Source organism: Streptomyces pluripotens, assembly GCF_000802245.2.
Taxonomy (GTDB): Bacteria; Actinomycetota; Actinomycetes; order Streptomycetales; family Streptomycetaceae; genus Streptomyces; species Streptomyces pluripotens.
On sequence record NZ_CP021080.1, the window covers coordinates 7,140,754 to 7,162,026 of the forward strand.

Annotated in this window: 17 protein-coding genes and 1 pseudogene; 11 read left to right on the plus strand and 7 right to left on the minus strand. The window is 69.1% G+C overall.

Going from position 1 to position 21,273, the window contains the following annotated elements:
• Positions 1-1,029 precede the first annotated feature (1,029 nt).
• The 5 genes from LK06_RS31535 (at position 1,030) to LK06_RS31555 (ending at position 5,190) form a co-directional block, all read left to right on the plus strand.
• Entirely contained in the window at positions 1,030-2,271 is a 1,242-nt protein-coding gene (locus LK06_RS31535; protein ID WP_411572780.1) for a phthiocerol/phthiodiolone dimycocerosyl transferase family protein, read from the plus strand.
• 131 nt (positions 2,272-2,402) lie between these two features.
• Positions 2,403-2,924, plus strand: a complete 522-nt coding sequence (locus LK06_RS31540; RefSeq protein ID WP_039655471.1) for an RNA polymerase sigma factor — start codon at positions 2,403-2,405, stop codon at positions 2,922-2,924.
• A 369-nt stretch (positions 2,925-3,293) separates the two neighbouring features.
• Positions 3,294-3,758: a pyridoxamine 5'-phosphate oxidase family protein gene (locus LK06_RS31545; protein ID WP_039655548.1), complete on the plus strand. Its 465-nt coding sequence runs from the start codon at positions 3,294-3,296 to the stop codon at positions 3,756-3,758.
• A 392-nt stretch (positions 3,759-4,150) separates the two neighbouring features.
• Positions 4,151-4,819 (plus strand): vitamin K epoxide reductase family protein, encoded by a 669-nt coding sequence (locus LK06_RS31550; protein ID WP_039655470.1) that lies wholly within the window; start codon positions 4,151-4,153, stop codon positions 4,817-4,819.
• Between the two features lie 110 nt (positions 4,820-4,929).
• A complete protein-coding gene (locus LK06_RS31555; protein ID WP_052270172.1) occupies positions 4,930-5,190 on the plus strand; it encodes a hypothetical protein in 261 nt (86 codons plus the stop codon).
• A gap of 258 nt (positions 5,191-5,448) precedes the next feature.
• Here LK06_RS31555 and LK06_RS32880 read toward each other — a convergent pair.
• Both LK06_RS32880 and LK06_RS31560 read right to left on the minus strand, forming a co-directional pair.
• Positions 5,449-5,547 (minus strand): annotated as a pseudogene (locus tag LK06_RS32880) (IS5/IS1182 family transposase); the annotation flags it as partial.
• Positions 5,548-5,883: 336 nt separating this feature from the next.
• Complete coding sequence (locus tag LK06_RS31560) at positions 5,884-6,840, minus strand: helix-turn-helix domain-containing protein (RefSeq protein ID WP_043434128.1); 957 nt, start codon at positions 6,838-6,840, stop codon at positions 5,884-5,886.
• Positions 6,841-7,114: 274 nt separating this feature from the next.
• Here LK06_RS31560 and LK06_RS31565 point away from each other — a divergent pair, with 274 nt between their 5' ends.
• From LK06_RS31565 to LK06_RS31590, 6 genes are all read left to right on the plus strand, one after another.
• Positions 7,115-7,423 carry a hypothetical protein gene (locus tag LK06_RS31565; protein ID WP_043407421.1) on the plus strand — a complete coding sequence of 103 codons (309 nt, stop codon included), beginning with the start codon at positions 7,115-7,117 and terminating at the stop codon, positions 7,421-7,423.
• Entirely contained in the window at positions 7,420-8,025 is a 606-nt protein-coding gene (locus tag LK06_RS31570; RefSeq protein WP_052269763.1) for an RICIN domain-containing protein, read from the plus strand. The genes LK06_RS31565 and LK06_RS31570 overlap by 4 nt, the downstream gene beginning before the upstream one ends.
• 438 nt (positions 8,026-8,463) lie before the next feature.
• Positions 8,464-8,940 (plus strand): hypothetical protein, encoded by a 477-nt coding sequence (locus tag LK06_RS33555; protein ID WP_159025354.1) that lies wholly within the window; start codon positions 8,464-8,466, stop codon positions 8,938-8,940.
• Between the two features lie 242 nt (positions 8,941-9,182).
• Positions 9,183-10,010: an HARBI1 family protein gene (locus tag LK06_RS31575; protein ID WP_043434706.1), complete on the plus strand. Its 828-nt coding sequence runs from the start codon at positions 9,183-9,185 to the stop codon at positions 10,008-10,010.
• Between the two features lie 81 nt (positions 10,011-10,091).
• On the plus strand, positions 10,092-11,909 hold the full coding sequence (locus tag LK06_RS31580) for an acyl-CoA dehydrogenase family protein (RefSeq protein WP_043409677.1): 1,818 nt from the start codon (positions 10,092-10,094) through the stop codon (positions 11,907-11,909).
• Between the two features lie 616 nt (positions 11,910-12,525).
• Entirely contained in the window at positions 12,526-13,332 is an 807-nt protein-coding gene (locus LK06_RS31590; protein ID WP_052319003.1) for a hypothetical protein, read from the plus strand.
• A 371-nt stretch (positions 13,333-13,703) separates the two neighbouring features.
• On the opposite strand, the gene LK06_RS31595 is transcribed toward LK06_RS31590, so the two are convergent.
• The 5 genes from LK06_RS31595 to LK06_RS31615 form a co-directional block, all read right to left on the minus strand.
• Positions 13,704-16,178, minus strand: coding sequence for an HAD-IA family hydrolase (locus tag LK06_RS31595; RefSeq protein WP_052319004.1), 2,475 nt, complete (start codon positions 16,176-16,178; stop codon positions 13,704-13,706).
• Positions 16,179-16,384: 206 nt separating this feature from the next.
• The gene (locus LK06_RS31600) at positions 16,385-17,452 is read right to left on the minus strand and encodes a 2-hydroxyacid dehydrogenase (RefSeq protein ID WP_039649801.1); all 1,068 of its coding nucleotides are present in this window, start codon (positions 17,450-17,452) and stop codon (positions 16,385-16,387) included.
• Entirely contained in the window at positions 17,449-18,108 is a 660-nt protein-coding gene (locus LK06_RS31605) for a histidine phosphatase family protein (protein ID WP_043434709.1), read from the minus strand. Before LK06_RS31605 ends, LK06_RS31600 begins: the two co-directional genes overlap by 4 nt.
• Positions 18,105-19,598 (minus strand): FGGY-family carbohydrate kinase, encoded by a 1,494-nt coding sequence (locus tag LK06_RS31610; protein WP_039649805.1) that lies wholly within the window; start codon positions 19,596-19,598, stop codon positions 18,105-18,107. The genes LK06_RS31605 and LK06_RS31610 overlap by 4 nt, the downstream gene beginning before the upstream one ends.
• Entirely contained in the window at positions 19,591-21,150 is a 1,560-nt protein-coding gene (locus LK06_RS31615) for an FGGY-family carbohydrate kinase (RefSeq protein WP_052269766.1), read from the minus strand. The genes LK06_RS31610 and LK06_RS31615 overlap by 8 nt, the downstream gene beginning before the upstream one ends.
• Positions 21,151-21,273: the final 123 nt, after the last annotated feature.

The window sequence follows — 21,273 nt, forward strand, 5'->3', positions numbered from 1 at the left end:
AGCCGAGATGCGCAGGGGGAGAGTGGGAAACACCCAAGCGGGGGAACGCCTGGATAGGGGAACGATCACCATCCGCCGCCTCACTTTGCATGACCGGGAGCGGGCCAGTCAAGGCGTTCCGGTCAGGTCCGAATGCCTTCGGGAGAATTCAAGGGAAAGAGCCCGTGCCTTCTCCGGCAGTGTTTACCGGTGGCGTGAATTGATTTAGGACATCCTTCGCCGAGGCCTTGTTGCCAAGCACGGTCGAGCGTGCGGAGCGGTGCTCGCGGGGCCCAGGAGGGCGGGCGAGGGGACGTGGTGCCGGCAGGACAAGGGGCGCATGAGGTGCTGCGGAGCGGCAGGGGACGCCCTGTCGGCCTGGCCCCACACTCCCGCTCAGGTCCGTGCGGGGAGCCGTTTCGGGTGCGGAACCAGCGGCCGCAAGTGCACCCGTCACGACATGAATGAGTCAACTTGCTTTGTTCATCTGCCTGTTCACAGTGGCGATGTGAAAATATGCGGCCAACGGGAAGGCGGCGGACCCTCGGTGGTTGCGTCACGCCGAGGCGCGAGCAGTGCCGTACGAGCCGGTCACAGGCCCGTGACGGGACCTCATCGCCCGGCGCGCGCGATCGCCGGGGGAGGCTTCGGTGTCGGTTGACGTCGTGTGGGACGGACGGAGGGGTGGGCCGAGCGGTTCCTTCGGCAGGTGGCGGGCTGTCGTGTTGAACGCGGACAGCGGTAGGAATCCGCACCGAACGCGGAATTGTGGCGAGCGAACGTTTTCCGGACCGACGGGTGACGCGGCCGGTACCGGGCAGTCAGGCAAGGAGTGCTCCGGCTGACTTCCGCTCTGTGAATAGTGTTTGTCCGATCAGGCCTGTCTCGCGGCACGCCCGTCCGGCGTGCGCAGGGAATTCCGAAAGAAAGCACAAAGAAACCGCCGGCCGACCCCTCCCGGTGCGCGAGCCGGCGGACAGAAAGGCTGTGTGCATGCGACGCGAGCTCTGCCCCGTGGAAAATCTGTACGTAGCCCAGAGAAGCAGGGCCGTGGTGTCCTGCGCCCTGGACGGGCCCGTCGACACCGCGACGCTGGCCGCGGCGTTCGACAGCATCACGGCCGAGGGGCCGACCTTGCTCACCCGGATCGTCCCCGCCGGCTCCGGCCACGCCCTCGCGCTCCTGCCCGAGGACGACCGACCGCGGCTGCGTACACGGACCGGCGGGGAGGAGGCGTACACGCAGGAGCTCAACGACCCTTTGCCGGTGGGCGGTCCGCTGGCCCGCGCCACCCTCGTCAGCACCCCGGAAGGGGAACGTCACCTCTTCGTCCTGGTCATCGACCACGTCATCACCGATGGCCACAGCGCCATCGCCCTGCTCAACGCCGTGTGGGACCGGTACCGGGAGTACGCCGGGCCTGCCCGGGCGGACCGAACCGCCTCCGGGCCGGTCTCTGCCCTCCCGGCGCCCGTCAGCACCCTGCTCCCGGTCACTGACCCGCAGGTCACCGCCGGGTACCTGCAACGCCGGATCGACGACACCCGCGGCCCGGTGGAACTCCTCGCCTATGACGTGCCCACCGCCGGCGACGGCTCGCGCGAGCCGCACCGCATCGAGGTCCAGCGGCTGCTCCTGGACACCGGAGAGACCGGCCGGTTGCGCCGGCTGGCCCGTACCGCCGGTGTGTCCGTGCACGGCCTGGTCGGCGCCGCCGTCCTGATCGCGGCCCGGAGCCGACTCGACGGCACCGGCCCGCGCGCCCTGCGGTGCTTGTCCCCTGTAGACCTGCGCTCGCGCCTCACACCACCGCTGTCCCCGGACGTCATGGTCGCCGCGGTCACTGCCCACCTGAGCGCGGTGGAGGTGAGCGACGACAGTGATCCGCTGGAACTGGCCCGCCAAGTGGGCCTAGGGCTCCGGAACTTCCTTGACCGAGGCGATCACTTCCAGGAGATGCGGATCATGCCGGACGCCCCCCGGTATCCCGCGCTCCAACTCGGCACGGTCATCGTCACGAACATGGGCGTGGTGCCCGGGCCCCGGCTCCCCGATGGCCTGCGCATGACGGACATCCGCTTGGTGCCGGCCCGCGAGCACTACTTCCCCCAGGCCGGTCGGAGCCCCCTCATGGCCTGTGTCGTCTCCTTCGACGGGTGCCTCGCCATTGAGTTCCCGCACCACACCGCTTGCTTCAGCCCGGCGTTCACGGCGGAGCTGCGCGACGACGTCCGCGCCACGCTCCTCGCCCTCGCCGGCGAGGAGCAGCCCGTCCCCGTGGCCACGGCCTGACGCCTGCGGCAGCGGGCCGGCCTGCCACCGGCCCGCTCTGCACGCCGCCTGTCACCGGCCGCTCGCCGCTCGCACGGGAGCCGCTCGCGTACCACGTACCGGGCCTCCCTCCGCCAAGGAGCACCCCCACGATGAAACCCGAGAACGAACCCCGTGCCCGTGTCGCCGCGCTGGTGGACCGAGCCCAGGCCGGCGACCACCGGGCGATGAACGACCTGCTCACCGAGATCACGCCGTATGTCGCCCGGGTGTGCTTCTCCATCGCCGGTGACAACGGCTCCGACGCCGTCCAGGAGGCGCTGCTGGCCATCTACCGCGGCCTCGGGTCACTACGCGAACCCGCCGCTTTCTACGGCTGGATCCGTGCCGTCACCACCCGCGAGGCCGTCCGGACCGCCAAGCGGTTGCGCGATGAGGCGGCCAGCCTGCAGGTGGACTCCGGGCCGTTGGAGAACCCCCTGGACGCCGTGCACATCAACGATGTTCTCGACCGGCTCTCGGAACCGCACCGCCAGGTCCTCGCACTGCGGTTCTACGGCCTCAATGAGGACGAGATGGCAAGGACGCTGTCACTGCCCGTGGGCACCGTCCGCTCCCGCCTCTACCGGGCTCGCCGGCGATTCCAGGAGGCCTGGCAGCCGCACGCCGCCTGAGGGGGCGGCTCGGGCCGGCGAGCATACCGGGGCACCCCGTCCTGATCGTTCTCGGCTCAAGCTCACCCGCGGCCCGGTCGGCTCCCAGCACCGGGACGGGTCCCGCGCGCCCCCTCCCTCGTCGTCAGCCACCTGTAGCCCGCACAACACCGTCCGCCACCTGCCTGCGCGCACAGCCGCGCGCAGCAGCTTGAAGGAGGCTGGGCCGGTGGTCCCTGGGGAAAGAGGCCGGATGGCCCTGGAGCCCTCTTCGAGTCAATGCCCAGACTGGTGCGGGCAGGCTCCGGTGCCGCGGGGGCTGGTGTCCCCCTGACGCGGCGCGCGGTGCCGGGAGTCACCGGGGCGAGAGGAACCAGTCGCGTGAACGACCTGAACGACGCACACGTTTCCTGCGGGGTCGCGGAGCGGAGCACGGCATACCCAGGATCGCGCCGGTCTCTGCTCGTGGAACGTGGCGAGGCACTGCGGCTGCTGGGCAGTGTCTCGCTGGGGCGCATCGTCTTCACGCGGCGCGCGTTGCCCGCGATCCGGCCGGTCAACCACATTCTGGACGGCGGAGACATCATCGTGCGCACGCACGAGTGGACCGCCCTGGCCACCCGCATGCGCACCGGTGCCGGGTGTGGGGTGGTCGTGGCGTACGAGGCGGACGACATCGACCCGGTCACCCATCTGGGCTGGAGCGTGGTGGCCGTCGGATACGTGTACCCGGTCACCGGCCGGGAGGATCTCAACCGCTACAGTCGGCTGTTGCAGCCCTGGGTGGAACAACCCATGGACTGCGCGGTGAGGATCCGTCCCGAGGAGATAACCGGTCTCCGGCTCGTTGCCTGAGCGATCGTTGCGGCCCCGCCGTTCGAAGCGCCCTCCTACGGGACCGTCAGGCCCTACGGCCACCGGACTCGGGCGGTCCCGCCCGGTCGGTAGCGAGCCCCGCCACCGCCCCTCAGCGCTGGTCAGGAACCGTGCTCCAACATCTACTTCCCCGCGCCGACTTCCCGCGGGGCGCAGCTTCGCACTGCCGCGCAGCCCTCCCGACATCCGGTGACCGGCCCCCCTGCAACAGCCGCTTCGCCGCCGCTTCGAATGTGGACCGGCAGGTGGTGCAGCCCCGCCGGCCAGCGGGTCGGCGTGCCCGGACCCGGTCCGGCACCCGTCGGGTCCGTGGCTGTCCTTCGGCGCAGACCCACCCCTTCCCCACACATCAGCGAGGCAGAACACCTCTCATGACGCATCACGGCACCATCCATTCACGCCACGCCGCAAACGGGCTCCAGAAGAGCGGACCACAGCGGCCGGCCCCTTCGCAGACGGAGGCCGGGGCCGGACCCGCCTTCGCCTGGCTCCTGATCGTCACCGGTGCGCTGGGAGCACTGGCCTCTTTCGTCATCACCATCGACAAACTTCAGCTGCTGCAGGACCCGACCTTCTCGCCGTCGTGCAACCTGAGCCCGGTGCTGTCCTGCACGAGCGTGATGAGCAGTGATCAGGCCGCCCTCTTCGGCTTCCCCAACCCGCTACTCGGTCTGCTCCTCTATCCCGCGGTCATCACCATCGGGTGCGCGCTGTTGGCGGGTGCCCGCCTGCGCCGCTGGTTCTGGCTCGGTCTCAACCTCGTCACGCTGCTCGGCGTGGGCTTCTGCATGTGGTTGATGGCCCAGGCCCTGTACGAGATCGGCACACTCTGCCTGTGGTGCTGCCTCACCTGGGCGGTGACCATCGCACAGTTCTGGTACGTGACCGCCCGTAATCTGGCGCAGGGCGTCCTCACCGCGCCGCGGGCCGTGGTTGCCTGGACCCGGGAGTTCCGCTGGGTTGTGCCCGTCACTTGGTACCTGACCATCGTGATGCTGATCGCCACCCGTTTCTGGTCCTACTGGCGAACCCTCATCTGATCCCGACGGCGTCCAGCGAGGGTCCCGAAGTCGGGCATGCTGACGGTGAAGCGCATCCCAGCAGGATGCACACCGGTCGAGCGGGCCGATCGAGGGAACCCAGGGGAGGCATGCTCGCGCTGGCCTTCCTGACCGCCATCGCCGCCGACGCGGCACCGAAGCGGTCCACCGGTCCGCACCGCCCGGCTCGCGACAGCGAACCGATCTCCTTGACCGTCCCGGAGATCCGCCACCTGTGCGCCCTTGTCCTCGGCCCGCCGACCGTGACAGCTGCCAGACTGCTGCACTGGTCGATCTGGCGCAGACACCACCAGGCAACAGCCCGACGCAGCCGCTACCGACGGCGATCCATCCACGAGCCTGCTGGATAGATCATGAAACCGCACTGGAGTACTCACTGGGCGTGCGCCGATCGCCGTCCAGGGCGGCAAGCCTGGGGCGGCACGGTCCCACGGCCCCCGGGAGCCCTCCGCATCCACCACCACACCCCGTCGTTGACCCTGAATGGCTTCAGCACCCTGGACGTCGCCGCGTTGGCGTACACGACCGATCCCACTCATGTCACCGTCCGGAACGCCACTCCCTGGAATGATCTTTCCCCGTAACGGATCACGACGTTGTGTGATCGTTCAGATGGTGCGGTCGTACTCGAGCTGGAGCAGGACGAGGGCTGCGGCGGCGATCTTCGTGATGCGGCTGGGGTCGAGGCTGACTCTGCGCAGGGCTTTTCCGTAGCGGAAACATCGCGATCACAGAGAGCGACCGGCGCCTACGGGGAAAGACTCGCTGGCACCGCTGGCGCACCCGCCACCAAGTCCGCGCCCGGGCCAGCCACTACCGCACCCGCGCAGCCCGCGCTCACTCACCGTGAAACCACCGGCTGGAGTACTAGTCGAGCGGGGCCGCTAGCGGCTGGTAAGTAGGCGCCGACGGCCTGGTAAGTGGGCTGGTAAGTGGTGACGGTTTAGTCAGGCGCTGGTAAGTGGCTCCGGTGGTCGGTAAGTAGGGCTGGTGAGTGAGAGTCGGTTGCTACTGGTAAGCAGAGCCGATCGTGTCGTGTCGGTTCAGTTCTCGGCGGACCGGGTCGAGCGGGCGTACTCGGTGGGCGTCTGGCCGTAACGCTTCTTAAAGGCCCGGATGAAGTGGCTGCGGTCCGCGAACTGCCAGTGAGCGGCCAGTTCGGAGACGCTCAGACGGTTGGACCGCGTGGTGAGAGCGAGCCGGGCCTCTTCGAGCCGGCGGTCGCGGATGTAGGCGCTCACAGACTCTCCGGTCGCGGCGAACGCCCGGTGCAGGGTGCGTAAGGAGACGTTGAGCTCGTGCGCCAGGGTTGCCGGAGAAAGCTCGGGCTCGGCGAGCCGACTGTCCGCGAGGCTCTTCGCGGCCTGGGCGAGCACGGGGGCCAGCCGGGGTTCCGTGTCGTCGAACCGGCGCATCGCCACCGCCTTGGCCAGCTCGATCAGGGTGCCGTGGGCGGCTCGTACACCGGCCGGGCTGAGGTCGGGCATGGTGTCGTGGACCATGTCCGCGTGGGCCACCAGCAGGCGCACCTCCGGCGTGTCCGCCGGGCCGGTGACGCTCCGGTTTCCGAGCAGTGGGGTGAGCATCGCGGCGGGCAGGACGACGATCTTCGCTGCGGTGTGGGGTGCCGTCTGGACGCGCAATGGCTGCCCGAAGCGCTGGAGGAGGAACTGCCCGGCCGCCACGGCGTGTTCACCGCGATCGGGCGAGCCGTCCAACGTCCACACCCCGCGCCGCACCACGTGCAGCCGCACCAAGTCCCCCATGCCGCCCGGGGTGAGCGCGGTCCAAACCGCCGACGCCCCGTCGATATCGGTGATCGCCACGTCGCGCAACCTGGTGGCGCGGGCCTTGACGCGGAAGTCACCGATTGTGGCCGGGCTGAACGTCGGTTGCGGGAAGCCGTCACCGAAATGCCTCTCCCAAGCACGCAGGAAGGCATCGGTTCCTCGCGGCACGGCACCCGGGACGCGGGTGTCCAGGGAGAAAGCCCTGATCATCCCGTCGACCTCCGCTCCAGTGCGCTGTCCAGCGCCGACCGGCCTGCATCGGCCGCTGCCGCAGTTCCCGACCGTGGCACTGATGTTCCATCAGAACGTCGCTGTGGTTCACAGCTTGTCATGTATCGATCTTCCTAAACTGGCGGATGCAGGACAACCCTTCGGACCGGCATCGCCTTCGACCTCAGCGCGCCCACGGACTTTGCACAACCAGGGCGATCAACCCCGCCCCCGCCCCCGCCCCCGCCCCCCACCCCCACCGAGGAGCACGCCGATGAACGCTCCGGTCGGATCGCGGCCTGCCGTGAATGCGGGTTGCGCCACCGCGTTCGCCGTCGGCCTCCTGGCCACCGGCTGCTCCGCGGGCCTGGCCAGCGGTGCGGGGGCTGCGACGTTGACCCCGCCGGTCATCCCGGCCTCTGCGGCAGCGCCGGTCACCGGGTACGACGGGCTGATGGGGCTGCCACTGTCCGCCTACGGCACCCCCGTGCAGGACGACGACCTGCGGTTCCGGGCGCAGAAGGCGCTGGTCGTCCGCTGTATGAAAAGCCGGGGCACGCGAGCTACTCCGGCCAGAACGTGATCCAGTTCCCCCTGAAGACCCAGGAAGACAAAGACGAAGAGGAGTCAGGCATGGTGAACACGGAAGAGCCGAAGGCGGATGCCGCGAGTAACGCGCAGACCCCAACCCGGGCTTCGGTCCGCAGACGTTTCGCTCGTCGCGGATGGGGGGCGGCTCTCGTTGCCGGGCTGTCCCTGGTGGTCTCGCTGATGAGCACGACCCCCGCGTCCGCTTACGTCGGGACGAATTTCCTGCGCAACTGGGCAACCGGGCGCTGCATGAGTCTCCAAGACGGATACCTGCACACGTCTCCTTGTGACGATAAGAATTATTACCAGTTCTGGGAGCCGATCTTCATCCGTCACGATGACTATGACGTAGTCACCCTGCGGAACCTGGGAACCAACACGTGCCTGAGCGTAGAGGACGGGGGCTATCTGGGGCACCCTTCGTGCAGCACTACCAGCAACCACCAGTGGTTTAAGGCTAGGGGGACGGGCTGGGACAAGGTTGAGTTCCTGAGCCTCTACTGGTGGACCTGTGTAGACAGCAATGCACTCGGAAACATGTACACACTTGGGTGCAACGGCGGTGGAAACCAGAAGTGGAAGCTGGGCTACTGAATCTTTCCCAGTAAGCGTCCGCCGCTCGCTGCGATCGCGATGCTTGCGCTGCGGCCCGCGCGGTCCCCAAGTCCGGGCAAACATAAGGCACTTGATAGGAATGATCTTGCGACAGATTCTCCTGACCGAGGGGCGTCACGTGTCGACACCAGTGGGGATGCATGAGATTCCCTCACAGTCTCGGATCCATCCCTTGCCTTTCAGGATCCATCCGCCTGGTACAGAAGTGCAGAAAATCAGAAACAAGGTGCATGCACGAGTCGCCCATTCCTTCCATGAATGTGAAGCCGTAGGCCGCCACGGCACCTGTACAGCAACTACCCTCGTTGCATTGCCGCACCCTTTAAACGTTTGGGAATGTGGCGGTTCGATGAATCCTCGACATTACGCTAGCCTCGCGTACGCCATTCATCCCTCCACGAGCAAGGGTAATAATACGTGAAACGGACATTAAAGAGGACGCTTCAGGTTGCGCTGACGACATTCGTTGCCACAGCCACCATGGGGGTGTTCGCGACGAGCGCAAGCGCCGGTGATAACACCTGGATCAGCAACAAGGCCGGTTTTTGCATCACCGCCTCCGGTGGAGGCACCACGTATGGCACTCTGTGCGGCTGGGGTAACAGGGGACAGTTGTGGGATCGGGTCGGGTCCCAAATCAAGTTGGCTTACACGAATGAGTGCCTCGATAGCGATCGCCACGGAATCACGGGCAATGTTTACTGGGGGCAATGCAACGGCGGCAATTTCCAGAACTGGGACTACGTCGACGTGGGCGGTGGCTGGGTTACCGTACAGGACCGGGAGACCAAGCTTTATCTGGTTATGACTCCGCAGTGGGGCACTGGGATTCAGAAGGTGTGGACTAGTGATCGCAACGACGACTACGCTTGGAGTTTCTACGGTGGCGAGTAGTCGTCGCGCACGGCTTCAGCCTCGGTCCACCGCGTGAATTCTGATCACGGGTGTCGGGCGGGTTCCTGATGTTTGTTCGGAATGCGGGCAGCGGTGCCAGTGAGTCTTTCCCCGTAGGCGCCGGTCGCTCTCTGTGATCGCGATGTTTCCGCTACGGCCCGTGCGGTCCCCAAGTCCGGGCAGGCGTAAGGCCCCTGGTAGGAACGATCTTGCGACGGATTGTTCTGACCGAGGGGCCTCACGTGTCGACCAGTATCACCTATACCGCGGTGCTCGATGTGAAGCGGTCCACCGCCGAGCACCTGGCCCTGCTGCTGCGCGACCACCGCATCGCGGCCGGAACCCGCAGGGGCAGGCGGGCGCTGGGGTGCTTCCGGCAGGCAGTGCTCGTCCTGCGCTGGTTCATCGACAACGCCCGCCTTTCCCAACTCGCCCGCGACAATGGCCTGTCGGTCTCCACCGCATACCGCTACCTGCATGAGGGACTGACCGTTCTGGCAGCCGAGGCGCCGGATCCTGCGACTGCGCTGGAACGCGCGAAGGCGGCCGGCTTGACGCACCTGAACCTCGACGGCACCGTCATCCGCACCGATCGCGTCGCCGCCCCCGGCCCCAACGGCGCGGACCTGTGGTGGTCCGGGAAACACCGGCATCACGGTGGGAACGTGCAGGTCATCTCCACCCCGGACGGCTGGCCGATCTGGGTCTCACCGGTCCGTCCGGGCAGGGAGCACGACACCACCTGCGCCCGCCACCACGGTCTGATCGACGCCCTCAACCGCACAGCTGCCGAACTGGACATGCCGACCCTCGTCGACCTCGGCTACGAGAACGTCGGCGACGGCTTCCGCCACCCGCACAAGAAGCCCGCCGGAGGCGGGCTGACCGAGGCCCAGCAGACCTACAACAAGGTCATCCGCGGCATCCACGGCGTCTGCGAGCGTGCCAGCTCCCTGCTCAAGACCACCTTCAAAGCCCTGCGCAGAGTCAGCCTCGACCCCAGCCGCATCACGAAGATCGCCGCCGCAGCCCTCGTCCTGCTCCAGCTCGAGTACGACCGCACCATCTGAACGATCACACAACGTCGTGCTCCGTTACGGGGAAAGACTCAATGACTGGCGGCATCTCAACCCGTGGTGAAATGTCGTACCGTGACGTCTTCTTTGCTACGACTCGCTCCCTCTCCCACGGTTCCTGCCCTGGTCGACGCCTTGTTCGGCCCACGATTCGAGCAACTGCACCAGCCATGGGCAAAGTTGTTCGGCACCGACGCCTTCCGATGGCAGGAGGGCCTGAACAAGTCCCAGCGGGCCGCACTGTCGTACGACCGGTTGCGGATCGTCAACGAATCCCTTGTCTCGCCCGAGGAATTGGTTGGTGACATTCGGGCGCTGACCAGCCTGCACGAGTGGTCGGCGCAGGTGGACGGCGGTCTGACGACCTTGGCGGGCATCCATTACAACCTGTTTCTCGGCAGTCTCATGGACCACGAATCCCGTCCCGAGGAGCTGAGCGACCTGTTGATGATGCGGCGTACAGGAACCTTTCTGTGCACCGAACTCGCCCATGGCAACAGTGCGGTTCAGCTGGAGACCACCGCCACCCACGAGGCGACGTCCGGGGAGTTCGTGTTGCACACCCCGAATCCGGGTGCGCAGAAGTTCATGCCGAACACCAGCCTGACCGGTGGCCCCAAGACCGCCGTGGTCGCCGCTCGTCTGATCATCGCGGGCCGCGACGAGGGCGTTTTCCTGTTCCTGGTGCCCCTGAGCGACGAACACGGTTTCCGTGAGGGGGTACGGGCACGTCGACTGCCGGAGAAGACCGGCTCGCCGGTGGACCACTGCCTGACCTCCTTCGACCGGGTGCGCCTTCCGTCGAACGCGCTGCTGGGAGGCGCCCACGGCCGGGTGTCGGAGGACGGGGTTTTCAGCAGCGAGGTGGGCAGCCGACGCCTGAGGTTCCTGACCGGCATCAGCAGGGTGACGGCCGGAAAACTGTGCATGAGCGCGGCCGGTGTCGGCGCCTCGCGTCTCGCACTGGCTCTGGCGACCCGCTACGCCCACACCCGCCACACCGCGGGGCTGACTCCGGGGCGCAAGGTTCCGCTGTTCGCCTACCGAGGCCATCACGCACGGTTGTTGGAGGCCACGGCCACCCTGTACGCCGCGACGCTGTGGCACCGGGAGGTCGTCGAGCGCTGGACCCGGCACGACGAGAACGACCGGGAGGAGTGCGAGCGACTGGTCGCGGTGGCGAAGGGCTGGATCACCTGGCAGGCCAGGGATGTGATGACGGAGTGCCGGGAGCGCTGCGGGGCACAGGGCCTGTTCCTGCTGAACGGCATCGCCGGCATGCCCGCCGCCAACGAGGGCACCATCACCGCCGAGGGGGACAACCTGGTGGTATGGACCAAGGCCGCCGGGGAAATGATCATTGGGCACACGCCGCCGGAGGCCTCCGATATCGCCCCGGCGGGCCAGAGCCCCGGCGATTCCGCCTTCCTTCAGGAACTGCTGGGCGATGTCGAACGGATCTGGCTGTCCCAAGCCCGCGCCCAACTGCGCGGCGGACCGCCCCGCGACCCGATGGGCCGCTGGAACGGTGCGACCGGTGCGGCTCTCGAAGCCGTCGGCGCCTTCGCCCGCCGGCAGGCGGGTCAGGCCCTGTATACAGCGGCCGTCCAGGCCGAGGACGCCGAGGCCGGCCGCCTGCTGGGTCTGCTGCACCGGTTGTTCGCGCTGCGCCACGTCAGCGCCCACAGCGGAGTTCTGTTGGCCCAGGAGCGGATGACCGCTGCCCAGGTCCGGGCGCTCACCGAGGAGATGGACCGGGTGGTGGGAAAACTCGTCCCGCACGCGCTCACACTCACTGAGGGGTTCGCCATCCCTGAATCGACCCTGGAGTCCTTCCCTCTGGGGAGAAACGATTACCTCGACGCGTTCGAGCGGTGCGTAGGACAGGATTGAAGCGCCGGGACCGGTCCGGCGGACCCCGTCGGACCGGGACACCCCGGACTCGGACAGGCGAACCACATGGCCCCGGCCCCGTATACGAGCCCGTCACGGGGGCGCTGGCTGCCCGCGCCCTGGCCACTTTGCTGGTCGCTCTGGCCAGCATGATCACGACACGGCTCCAGGGTCGGAGGCGGTCACACCGTGGCTGAGCTTCGGTGCTGGACACGCCTCAGGGCTATCCGCCCAACTCCCTGCGCCTGAGGCATGCCACGAATCCGGCCCAACTCGCCCGCGGTCACCCCCCGATCAAGCTGACCGTCTCGGAGATCCGACACCTACTCGCCGCCGTCTTCAACACGCCAGCCATGTCAACGGCCAGGCTGCTGCACTGGTCCGACTGGCGGCGAGAACACCAGGCGACAGCCCGCCGCAGCCACTACCGACGACACTCCGCCGACGAACCGACTGGATCGATCACAAAACCGCACTGGAGTACGAGGCCGATGTGTCATCCGGTTCCTGAAACCACCTGCCAGGGTGACAATCCCGACAGCGAAACTCGTGGGAAACATGTTCGCTCTGCGTCCGTGAGTCGGCAGGGTGGTCGACGCGTCCCGAGGGGAGCCGCGTGGGGGCACGTAGCGGATCCGTCTCGGACCACCTCGACCACACCATGACCATCATCGCTGTACGAGATGGGGGAAAGATGAGTTTATTCCGCCGCATCACCGGTTCGCTGCTCGCCACTGGCGCGCTGTTGTTCGCCGGTGCGCTGCCCGCGCACGCCGCGCCAGCAGACACCGGTACCGCGGCCGGAGCGACCTTGGCCACCGCAACCGCGACGCGGGTCGGCCCGGTGCGCATCACCGTCCAGGGGTTCGGCTCCGGCCCGGACAACATCGCCTACCAGATGGCCTTCGCCACCGCCTACGGCCAGGCCGGCCGATACGGCTTCTCCTCCGGCCAGTGCCGGGTCACCTTCGGCCCAGTGCATCTCCTGGAACTGCCCAGCGGATACGGGGAATGGGCACTGGAACTCACCTGTGCCGGTGAGCCGGCCGTGAAGTCCGCGACCCGCGACCTCACCCGTTACAACGACGGCAAGACCGACCACCGCAGCACCACCTGGAACGTGCCTTCGGCATTCAAGGAGGAAGGCGTCCTCGGCAAGCTCTACATGAAACCGGTGGCGGGCACCCGGCCGTTGTACATGTGCCAGGTCGGCAAGGACACCTTCACCTCGCAGGACGTCAACTGTGAGGGCCAGCGGTATGTGACGCGTCTGGGCTGGATCTACGCCAGCAAACCCTCCGGCGTGTCCACCCGGCCGATCCGGCGCTGCACCGTCCTGGGCAGCGGCGAGCACTTCGACTCCATCAACATGCAGTGCGAGGGCCAGCACCAGGAGGGCATTCTGGGCTACGCGCTCACCTGACCGGTCACGGGCGTACCGGGTCGTCCGGTGCGCTGTGACCGCGGACACCGTCCGGCGGCACGGGTTCTCGTGCCGTCGGACGCACGCACCACAGCAGTCACTCCGGCGGGCTGGAGGCACTGCGCGGTCACGGTGCTTCCCCTTCCGGGCTGATCTCCTCCCCCGTACCCGGCCGTGACCAGGGTCACGGCCGGACGAGCCGGTTCGACACGGGGCCTTCCGGTCGCGCGGCGCCGCACGCCGCACTTGTCACCACTTGTCACCGGGGGGAGAGCCGTACCCTCGTCGCCGGGTCCGGGGAACGCGTGATGCGGGCGAGGCGGCAGTGCGGTCCACCGTGAACGGGCGGGCAGCGACGGGCGCGACCCTGCTCAGATCTCCTGCTCGGCCCAGACCGTCTTGCCGCTCGGCGTATACCGTGTGCCCCAGCGGCGGGTGAGCTGGGCGACCAGGAGAAGACCGCGTCCGCTCTCGTCCAGCGCCCGTGACCGCTTCCTGTGGGGTGTCGTACTGCTGGCGTCGGACACCTCGCACATGAGTACCGTGTCACGGATCAGACGCAGGGTCAGCGGGGGGCGGGCGTAGCGGATCGCATTGGTGACCAGTTCGCTGGCCACGAGTTCCGTGGTGAACGACAGGTCTTCCAGTCCCCAACGTGACAACCGTTCGGTGACGAGGTGCCGGACCCGCGACACCTCCGCAGGATCGGCTGCGACGTCCCAGGTGGCGACGGAGGAGGCGGAGAGCGCCCGGGTACGCGCCAGCAGGAGCACTGCGTCGTCCTCGTGGTTGCCCGGTGACAGACCGCGCAGTACGTCGTCACAGCGGCTTTCCAGCGACGTCACCGGTCCGCTGAGCAGGTCGCCGAGTAGCCGCAGACCATCGTCGAGGTCACGGCCCACGGAGTGCGGCAAGCCATCGGTGTAGAGAGCAATGATGCTGCCCCGGGGCAGTTCGAGGCCCGTGCTCTCGAAGGGGAGCCCGCCGACGCCCAGTGGCGGACCGTTCGGCAGATCAGGGAAGAGCACCGCGCCGTCGGGCGAGATGATGGCCGGTGGCGGATGTCCGGCACGGGCCATGGTGCAGTACCGGGACACCGGGTCGTACACCGCGTAGAGGCAGGTGGCTCCGGCGACCGGAGTGTGCTGTGCGGACGTCCCGTGCGCGGCCGGTTCCCCGTCGAGGCGGAGAACGAGGTCGTCGAGATGGGTCAGCAGCTCGTCCGGGGGGACGTCGATGTCGGCCAGGGTCAGGGCCGCGGTGCGCAGTCGCCCCATGGTTGCGGACGCCTCGATGCCGTGCCCCACCACATCTCCCACCATCAGGCCCACGCGCGCGCCTGACAGGGGGATGACGTCGAACCAGTCACCTCCGACCCCCGCGGTGGATTCTGCCGGGATGTAGCGCGTGGCGACGTCCGCCGCCGAGAGCCGTGCGTCGTGGCGCGGGAGCAGACTGTGCTGCAGGGCCAGGGACGTGTCGTGCTCGCGTGCGTAGCGGCGGGCGTTGTCGATGGCGAGCGCGGCCCGGGTGGTGATCTCCTGCGCGAGCTGGACGTCGTCCGTGTCGAAGGCGTCCGGTGTGCGGTGGCGTATGTAGTGCACGACACCGAGCCGAGTGCCGCGGGCGAGCAGCGGTGCGGTGATCAGGGAGTGGACTCGGTGAACCCGCAGGATCTCGGCGTGGTGGGGATCGGCGTCGAGCCATCGACGGACGTCGCGGTCGTCGGTCCAGTGCACCGATGGTGTGTCTGCCGTCAGTGTCTGTGTCACGGGTGAGAGCGGATGGTGCCGGGACACCTGACCCGGCCGTACCGCGGACTCCGGGCATTCCTTCAGGACGGAGTCCTGGGCGACACGGAGCAACGCAGGCTCGTCGTGCCTGCCGGGGGAGGCGCCGGAGCGCAGGACGTCCTCGAACAGGTCGACGGCGGCGAAGTCGGAGAAATGGCCGATGGCCACCCGTGTCAACTCACGCGCGGTCTCGGTCACGTCCAGGGACGTTCCCAGACGGACACTCGCGGCGTTCATGACCGCGAGCCGCTGCCGCGTACGGTACTGACCCGTGATGTCCAGGGCGGAGACAGTCGTCCGGCACGCCCGCTGCGGCGGGGTGTGCCCGGCCAGCCGGGACAGAGCAACCGGCAGGCCGGACAACGAGGTGATGACCGCGTCTGCCTGCGCCAGGTCGTCCCGGCCGGGCGCAGGCGGCGCCTCACCGCGGAGCATCCACACGGCGCGCAGCCCCGCTCGCCTCGCACCTCGGACGTCGGCGTCGAGCCGGTTGCCGACGTGGACGGTGTGCTCGGCCGCGACGCCGAGCTGCTGGAGCACGGTGCGGAAGGCCTCCTCGGCCGGCTTCTCGGCGGAGTCTTGACCACCGAGGACGATCGCGTCGAACAAGGGTGCCAGACCGTCGCGCCGCAACGCGTCCCGCACCTGAGGCGGCGAGTTGGACAGGATCCCGAGCCGGTAATCGACGGCCAGCGCATGCAGCACCGGTGCCACATCGGGATACAGGGACTCGACCGGATAGGCCCAGTGCCTGGCGATGCGAGCGCGCAGCACGGAGACGTCACCGCCGGGCAGGAACCTGCGGGCGAACGCGGTACGCAGGCCGGCCCCGCCCTTGCGCTCCGCCTCGTACAGCGACCAGAACTCGCTCTCGTCGAACTCGCCCGCCAGTTCGTGCACCGCACGGTACAGGGCCTCGACGAAGCGTTCGTCGTCGTAGATCGACCCTCCGATGTCGAACACCACCGCGTCCACCCGGCCGGTCCTCGCGCCGGTGTGATGCACGCCGTGGTCTGTGGCGGTGTCGACGTCCACGATGAGCCTTCCGGACACGGGCCGCTCCGTCACCCTCATCGTGGCACCGCGTTCTGCCGGGCGCGAACCGCCCGGCACCGGTCCGCCGTCCGGTGAGTGCCCGGGACCCCGGGCCTCGCGAACCCGGGGAAAGGCCGTCGGCCACCGGCCCTCCCGGCTGAGGACCGTTCGGTCGAACCGGACCCGCCCGAGGGCGGTGGAGCGTTCCCGCCGGTACCGTTCGCCTAAGGTGTGCCGCCGGTTCCCGTGCGGCCGGCGAGAACCTCTGGATTGGCGCAGTGGGCGAGCGGTTCGCCCCGCAGGTACCGGAGCGTTTCCGCGGCGCAGATCCGGGCGGCCTGGTGCGCGGTCTGCTTGCTGGCCCCCGCGAGATGGGGGGTCATGACCACGCCGGGGGTGTGCAGCAACCGTGAGCCTGCCGGGACGGGCTCCTCAGGGAAGACGTCGAAGGCCGCGGCGAACAGGTGACCCCGGTCGAGGGCGTCACACACCGCCTCGTAGTCGAGCAGCCCGCCGCGCGCGCAGTTGACGATCACGGAGCCCGTGGGCATGGCGGCGATCTGCTCGGCGCCGATCATGCCCCGGTTCTCCGCTGTCAGCCGAGCATGCAGGGACAGGACCCGGGAGCGCGCCAGGAGCTCGTCCAGGCTCACGTTCTCCGGCGCGTCGTCGGTATCCGGGCGTAGGTACGGGTCGTGGACCAGGACGTGGGCGCCGAACCCCCGGAGGATACGGGCGACGCGGTGCCCGATGGCGCCGTAGCCGACGAGCCCCACGGTGGTGCCTGCCAGCTCCAGGCCGACCTCGTCGTACTGGTAGTAGTCGCCCCGCCAGATCCCCCGCACCAGTTCGTGGTGGGTGTGCGGGATGCGGCGCACGGCGGCCAGCAGCATGGCGACGGTGTGCTCGGCGGTGGCGGTCGCGTTCCGGCCCGGGGCGAAGGTCACGGCCACCCCGTGCTCCGTGGCGGCCTCCAGGTTGGCGTTGACCGGTCCGCCCCGCCCGACGGCGAACAGCCCGAGGTCCGGGCAAGCTTGGAGGACCCGGCGGGTGAGGGGAGCCATCTGGGTCACGCAGATCCGTGCGCCCCGCAGGGCCTCGATGAGCTGTTCCTCCGTGCCGGACGCCTCGTGTACCTCGCCGACGTCGCCGAACGGCTCGACGGGCCAGGGCAGGTGCAGTTCGCGGATCTCCAGTTCCCCGCGTGGCCCGCGGTGTTCGGCGCCCAGTGCGTCGGCGAGCAGGCTGGCGCGGACGAAGTGGTCGCCTGCGGCGAGGATCGTAACGGTCACGGGGTCTCCTCCTCGGGGCCGACAGCCGGTGCCGGAAAGTCGGCGAATGCTTCGGCAGGGGTGTTGAACTGCAGCAGCGCTGCCCGGTCCGCACCCTGGAAGCGGACCTCGGTGATCGCGCAGTTGCGCATCAGGGGAAACAGCCGCCGGTACTCCGACAGCGGTACGCCGGTCAGACGGCACAGGAGCAGCCGGTTGAGCGTGCTGTGGCCGACGACCAGGACCCGTCCGTCCGGGTGGCGGCGGTTGATCTCCCTCAGGCACGCCAGTCCCCGTTCGACGGCGTCGGCGGGACGTTCCCCGTCCGGCAGGTGATGGCCCGAAGGGTCGGAGTGAAAGGCGGCCAGCCGCCCGGGGAACGCCTCGCGCATCTCGGCCGTGGTCAGTCCCTCGCCACGCCCGAAGTCGATCTCCCTGAGCCTGGGATCCTCCCGTGGCTCCAGACCGATGGCTTCGGCGACGGGCCTGGCGGTGTCGCGGGCACGCAGGAGCGGGGAGACCCACAGGGCGTCGGGGCGGGCCCGCTTCGCCCAGGCTGCGAGCTGCTCGGCCTGCTCGTGTCCGCGCGGGGTGAGCGGGATGTCGCTGCGGCCGGTGTACCGGTTCTCGGCGTGCCAGATCGTCTCTCCGTGGCGGACGAGTACGAGATCGGTCACAGGTGGACTCTCCTTCGTGCGTGATCGGCGACGGCCGCGGGCAGCCAACCGCGCTCTTCCAGCGCGGCGACCAGCCTGAGATGGCTCTCCAGCAGACGTTGCGTGTGTCTGGGCCGCGGTTCGACCACGGTGCGCAGCCGCACCATGTCGCGGGCGGCGGTGGTGAGCGGGGCGGCGGTGCCCGCGCGGGCGAGAACCGCCATGCCCAGCGCTGCCTCGGCGTTGTCCGGCAGCCCGACCGGGCGGGCGAGGACGTCGGCGCGTAGCTGGCACCAGTACCGGCTGCGCGCCCCGCCGCCGGTGAGGGTCACGGGGCCGTCGAGAGGTGCGCCGAGCAGACCGAGGTAGTCGAAGCACAAGCGCTCGACGAAGGCGACCCCCTGCAGCAGCGAGGCGTGGTAGTCGGCCTCCACCGAGCCGTGCAGGTCCCCCAGCGTGAACCCCTCGGCCTCCGGGGCGAGGAAGGGGAAGCGTTCTCCCCTGGAAGCCAGGGGGTAGGTCACCAGACTGGACGGCTCGTACCGTTCGGCCCGGGCATCGAGCGGCGCGAGGTTCCGCCCGGGAAACGCACGGGAGAGCACCCCCGCGCCGGTGCTGGACGCGCCGCCCGGCAGCCAGTTCCCGTTCGGGGCGCGGTGCGAATACACCACACCCAGGGGGTCGTGCAGACGGCGCGGGGTCACCCCCTTGAGGACGAGGGTCGTCCCGAGCACCGAGTTCCATGCGCCGGGCTCCAGGGCACCGGCACTGATCTGTGCCGCGCAGCCGTCGGTCATGCCGGCGACCAGGGGGGTGCCTTCGGGGATGCCGGTGGCCTCGGCGGCCTGTGCGCACACGGCCCCGAGCACCGTGCCGGGCCGTACGACGTCCGGCAGCAGTGTCACCGGAACCCGCAGTTCCTCGAAGAGCGCGGTGGGCCACGTCTCGTGCTCCGTGTCGTAACCCGTCTTGAGAGCGTGACTGGAGTCCGCGGCCACTGGGCCGCCGGTGAGCCGCTCACCGATGTAGTCCGCCTGGTGGACCAGCCGGGCCCCGGTGGGGACGCGGGGGTGGCAGCCGAGCAGCCACAGCAGCTTGGGCAGCGCCCAGGAGGGCTGCGGACGGTGGCCGAGCCGCCCCCATGGAGCGGCGACCGCTTCGGCGGCCAGGGACGCCTCCTCGACGGCGCGTGAGTCGTCGTACATCAGGCCCGGTGTCAGGGCACGTCCGGTGTGGTCGGCGAGCAGGATCGTGCCGGAGGTGGCGCACACCGCCACACCGCGCACCGGGGCACCGGCCAGACCGTCGAGCGCGCGGCGGCACGCGGTGCGTACCGCGCTCCACCACTGCTCGGGGTCCTGTTCGTGCCGGGGCCCGTCACGGTGGCTGCGTAGCTGCTCGGCACCGGAACCGCGGGTGCCGCCCGCCGCGTCGACGGCGAGCACGCGGACGCTCTGGGTGCCCAGGTCGATGCCCAGCCACACCTCGGGGAGGTCGTTCGGCTCAGCCATTTTGGTCTCCGGCGGACGTCGTAGTGGCCGGGGGAGTCGTAGCGGCCGGGGAAAGGGATGTGTCGGGTGTGGCCGGGGAGCCGGCGAGGATCCGCCAACCCGTGGCCGAGAGGTCACGGAGGGTGAGGAACGTGTCGAAGTGGGAGGCGTAGAACCTGCTGCGTTCCTCATCCGGTTCGTCGGCCGCCCGGATCCGTACATAGCGGTGGGCGGCGGTGGTGATGTCGGGTTCCGCGCCGAGGCTCACCAGACCGCTCAGGAAGGCACCCTTGGCGCCGACCTCGCTGTCAGCGGACCGCACGGTGCGTAGCCCGGTGACGTCGGCGATGAGTCGGCACCACGCGTCGCTGGCCGCGCCGCCTCCGCACAGGCGTAGCTCGTCGGTCGCGGCGCTGGAGGCGGTCAGACAGTCACGGATCACCATGGTGAGCCCTTCGAGGACGGCCCGGGCGACGTCACACGGTTGGTGGTCCAGGCTCATGCCCCAGAAGGTGCCGCGGGCGTGCGGGTCGAGGAAGGGGGCGCGTTCACCGGCCGGCGAGAGGTAGGGCAGGAAGACCAGGCCACGGGCGCCCGGCGGGCTCTGGACGGCGAGCTCACCGAGCTCTGCCGGTGTGTCCAGCCCCAGCGTTCGCACCGCCCAGGTGATCACTTCGGTGCCCGCCAGAGTGGGGAAGGCGCGAAGGAGACGGCCGTGCGAGTCCTGGACGATGGTCAGCCCGGCGGGCTCGCCCGTGGTGTCGGGACGCTCGCGCACCACTTCGGTGCACAAGGTGGTGCCCAGAATGGTGCAGGCCTGGCCCGGGGCGGTGGCGCCGACCCCGGTCGCCGTCGAGACGATGTCGTACGGGGCCATCACCACGGGCAGCCCGGCCGGCAACCCCAACTCGGCCGCGGTCCGGGCGGTGAGGTCTCCGACCCGATGCCCGTTGCCCCGCACCGGCGGCAGCAGCTGTTCCGCCCAGTCCAGGCCGAAGAGCGTGCGGATCTCGGGGGAGTAGCGCCGGGTGCGGGGGTCGAGGAAGGGCGCCGAGGCATCCGATTCGTCGACGGCCGTCAGACCGGTGAAACGAAGGAAGAGCCACCCGCCGCAGTACAAGGACGTGGAGGAGCGGGCCAGACGGTCCGGATCGTGTGCGGCCAACCAGGCGAGGATGGCGTTGGGCAGTCCGGGGAACGTGAGCGACCCGGTACGGCGGAACGCCTCGTCGAGGATCCCGGAGGCCCGCCAGCCCTCGACGACGGGGGCGGCGCGCCCGTCCGACCAGAGGATCGCCGGGCCGGTCGGGTCGCCCTTGTCGTCGACGAGCCAGCAGCCGTCGCCCTGTGCGGTGAACGCGATGAAGCGCACGTTGTCCACGACGTGGCGCCGGGCCGACCGGATGGTGGTCACGACGGCCTCCCACACCGCGGTCATGTCCTGCTCGGCCCAGCCGGGCCGAGGACGCTGCACCGAGGTGGCCTGGCGCGCGACCGCCACCTCGGTGCCCTCGTCGTCCAGGACAACTGTCTTGATCATGGAAGTGCCGACGTCGACCGCGAGCACTGACATGGGGATGGCTCCTTGTCTCAGCGTGCCACTGAGTGAAGGGGGGACGTGCGCGCCGCTGCGCGGCGGCGAGTCCTCCGGTGGGCAAGTTGTCCCACCCCTCCAGCTTGACCGGCCGGACGGGCG

Excerpts from the sequence above, each read along its gene's own strand:
- LK06_RS31540 (WP_039655471.1), top strand. The coding sequence starts at position 2,403 with ATGAAACCCGAGAACGAACCCCGTGCCCGTGTCGCCGCGCTGGTGGAC.
- LK06_RS31550 (WP_039655470.1), top strand. The coding sequence starts at position 4,151 with ATGACGCATCACGGCACCATCCATTCACGCCACGCCGCAAACGGGCTC.
- LK06_RS31555 (WP_052270172.1), top strand. The coding sequence starts at position 4,930 with ATGCTCGCGCTGGCCTTCCTGACCGCCATCGCCGCCGACGCGGCACCG.
- LK06_RS31560 (WP_043434128.1), bottom strand. The coding sequence starts at position 6,840 with ATGATCAGGGCTTTCTCCCTGGACACCCGCGTCCCGGGTGCCGTGCCG.
- LK06_RS31565 (WP_043407421.1), top strand. The coding sequence starts at position 7,115 with ATGAACGCTCCGGTCGGATCGCGGCCTGCCGTGAATGCGGGTTGCGCC.
- LK06_RS31610 (WP_039649805.1), bottom strand. The coding sequence starts at position 19,598 with ATGGCTGAGCCGAACGACCTCCCCGAGGTGTGGCTGGGCATCGACCTG.
- LK06_RS31615 (WP_052269766.1), bottom strand. The coding sequence starts at position 21,150 with ATGTCAGTGCTCGCGGTCGACGTCGGCACTTCCATGATCAAGACAGTT.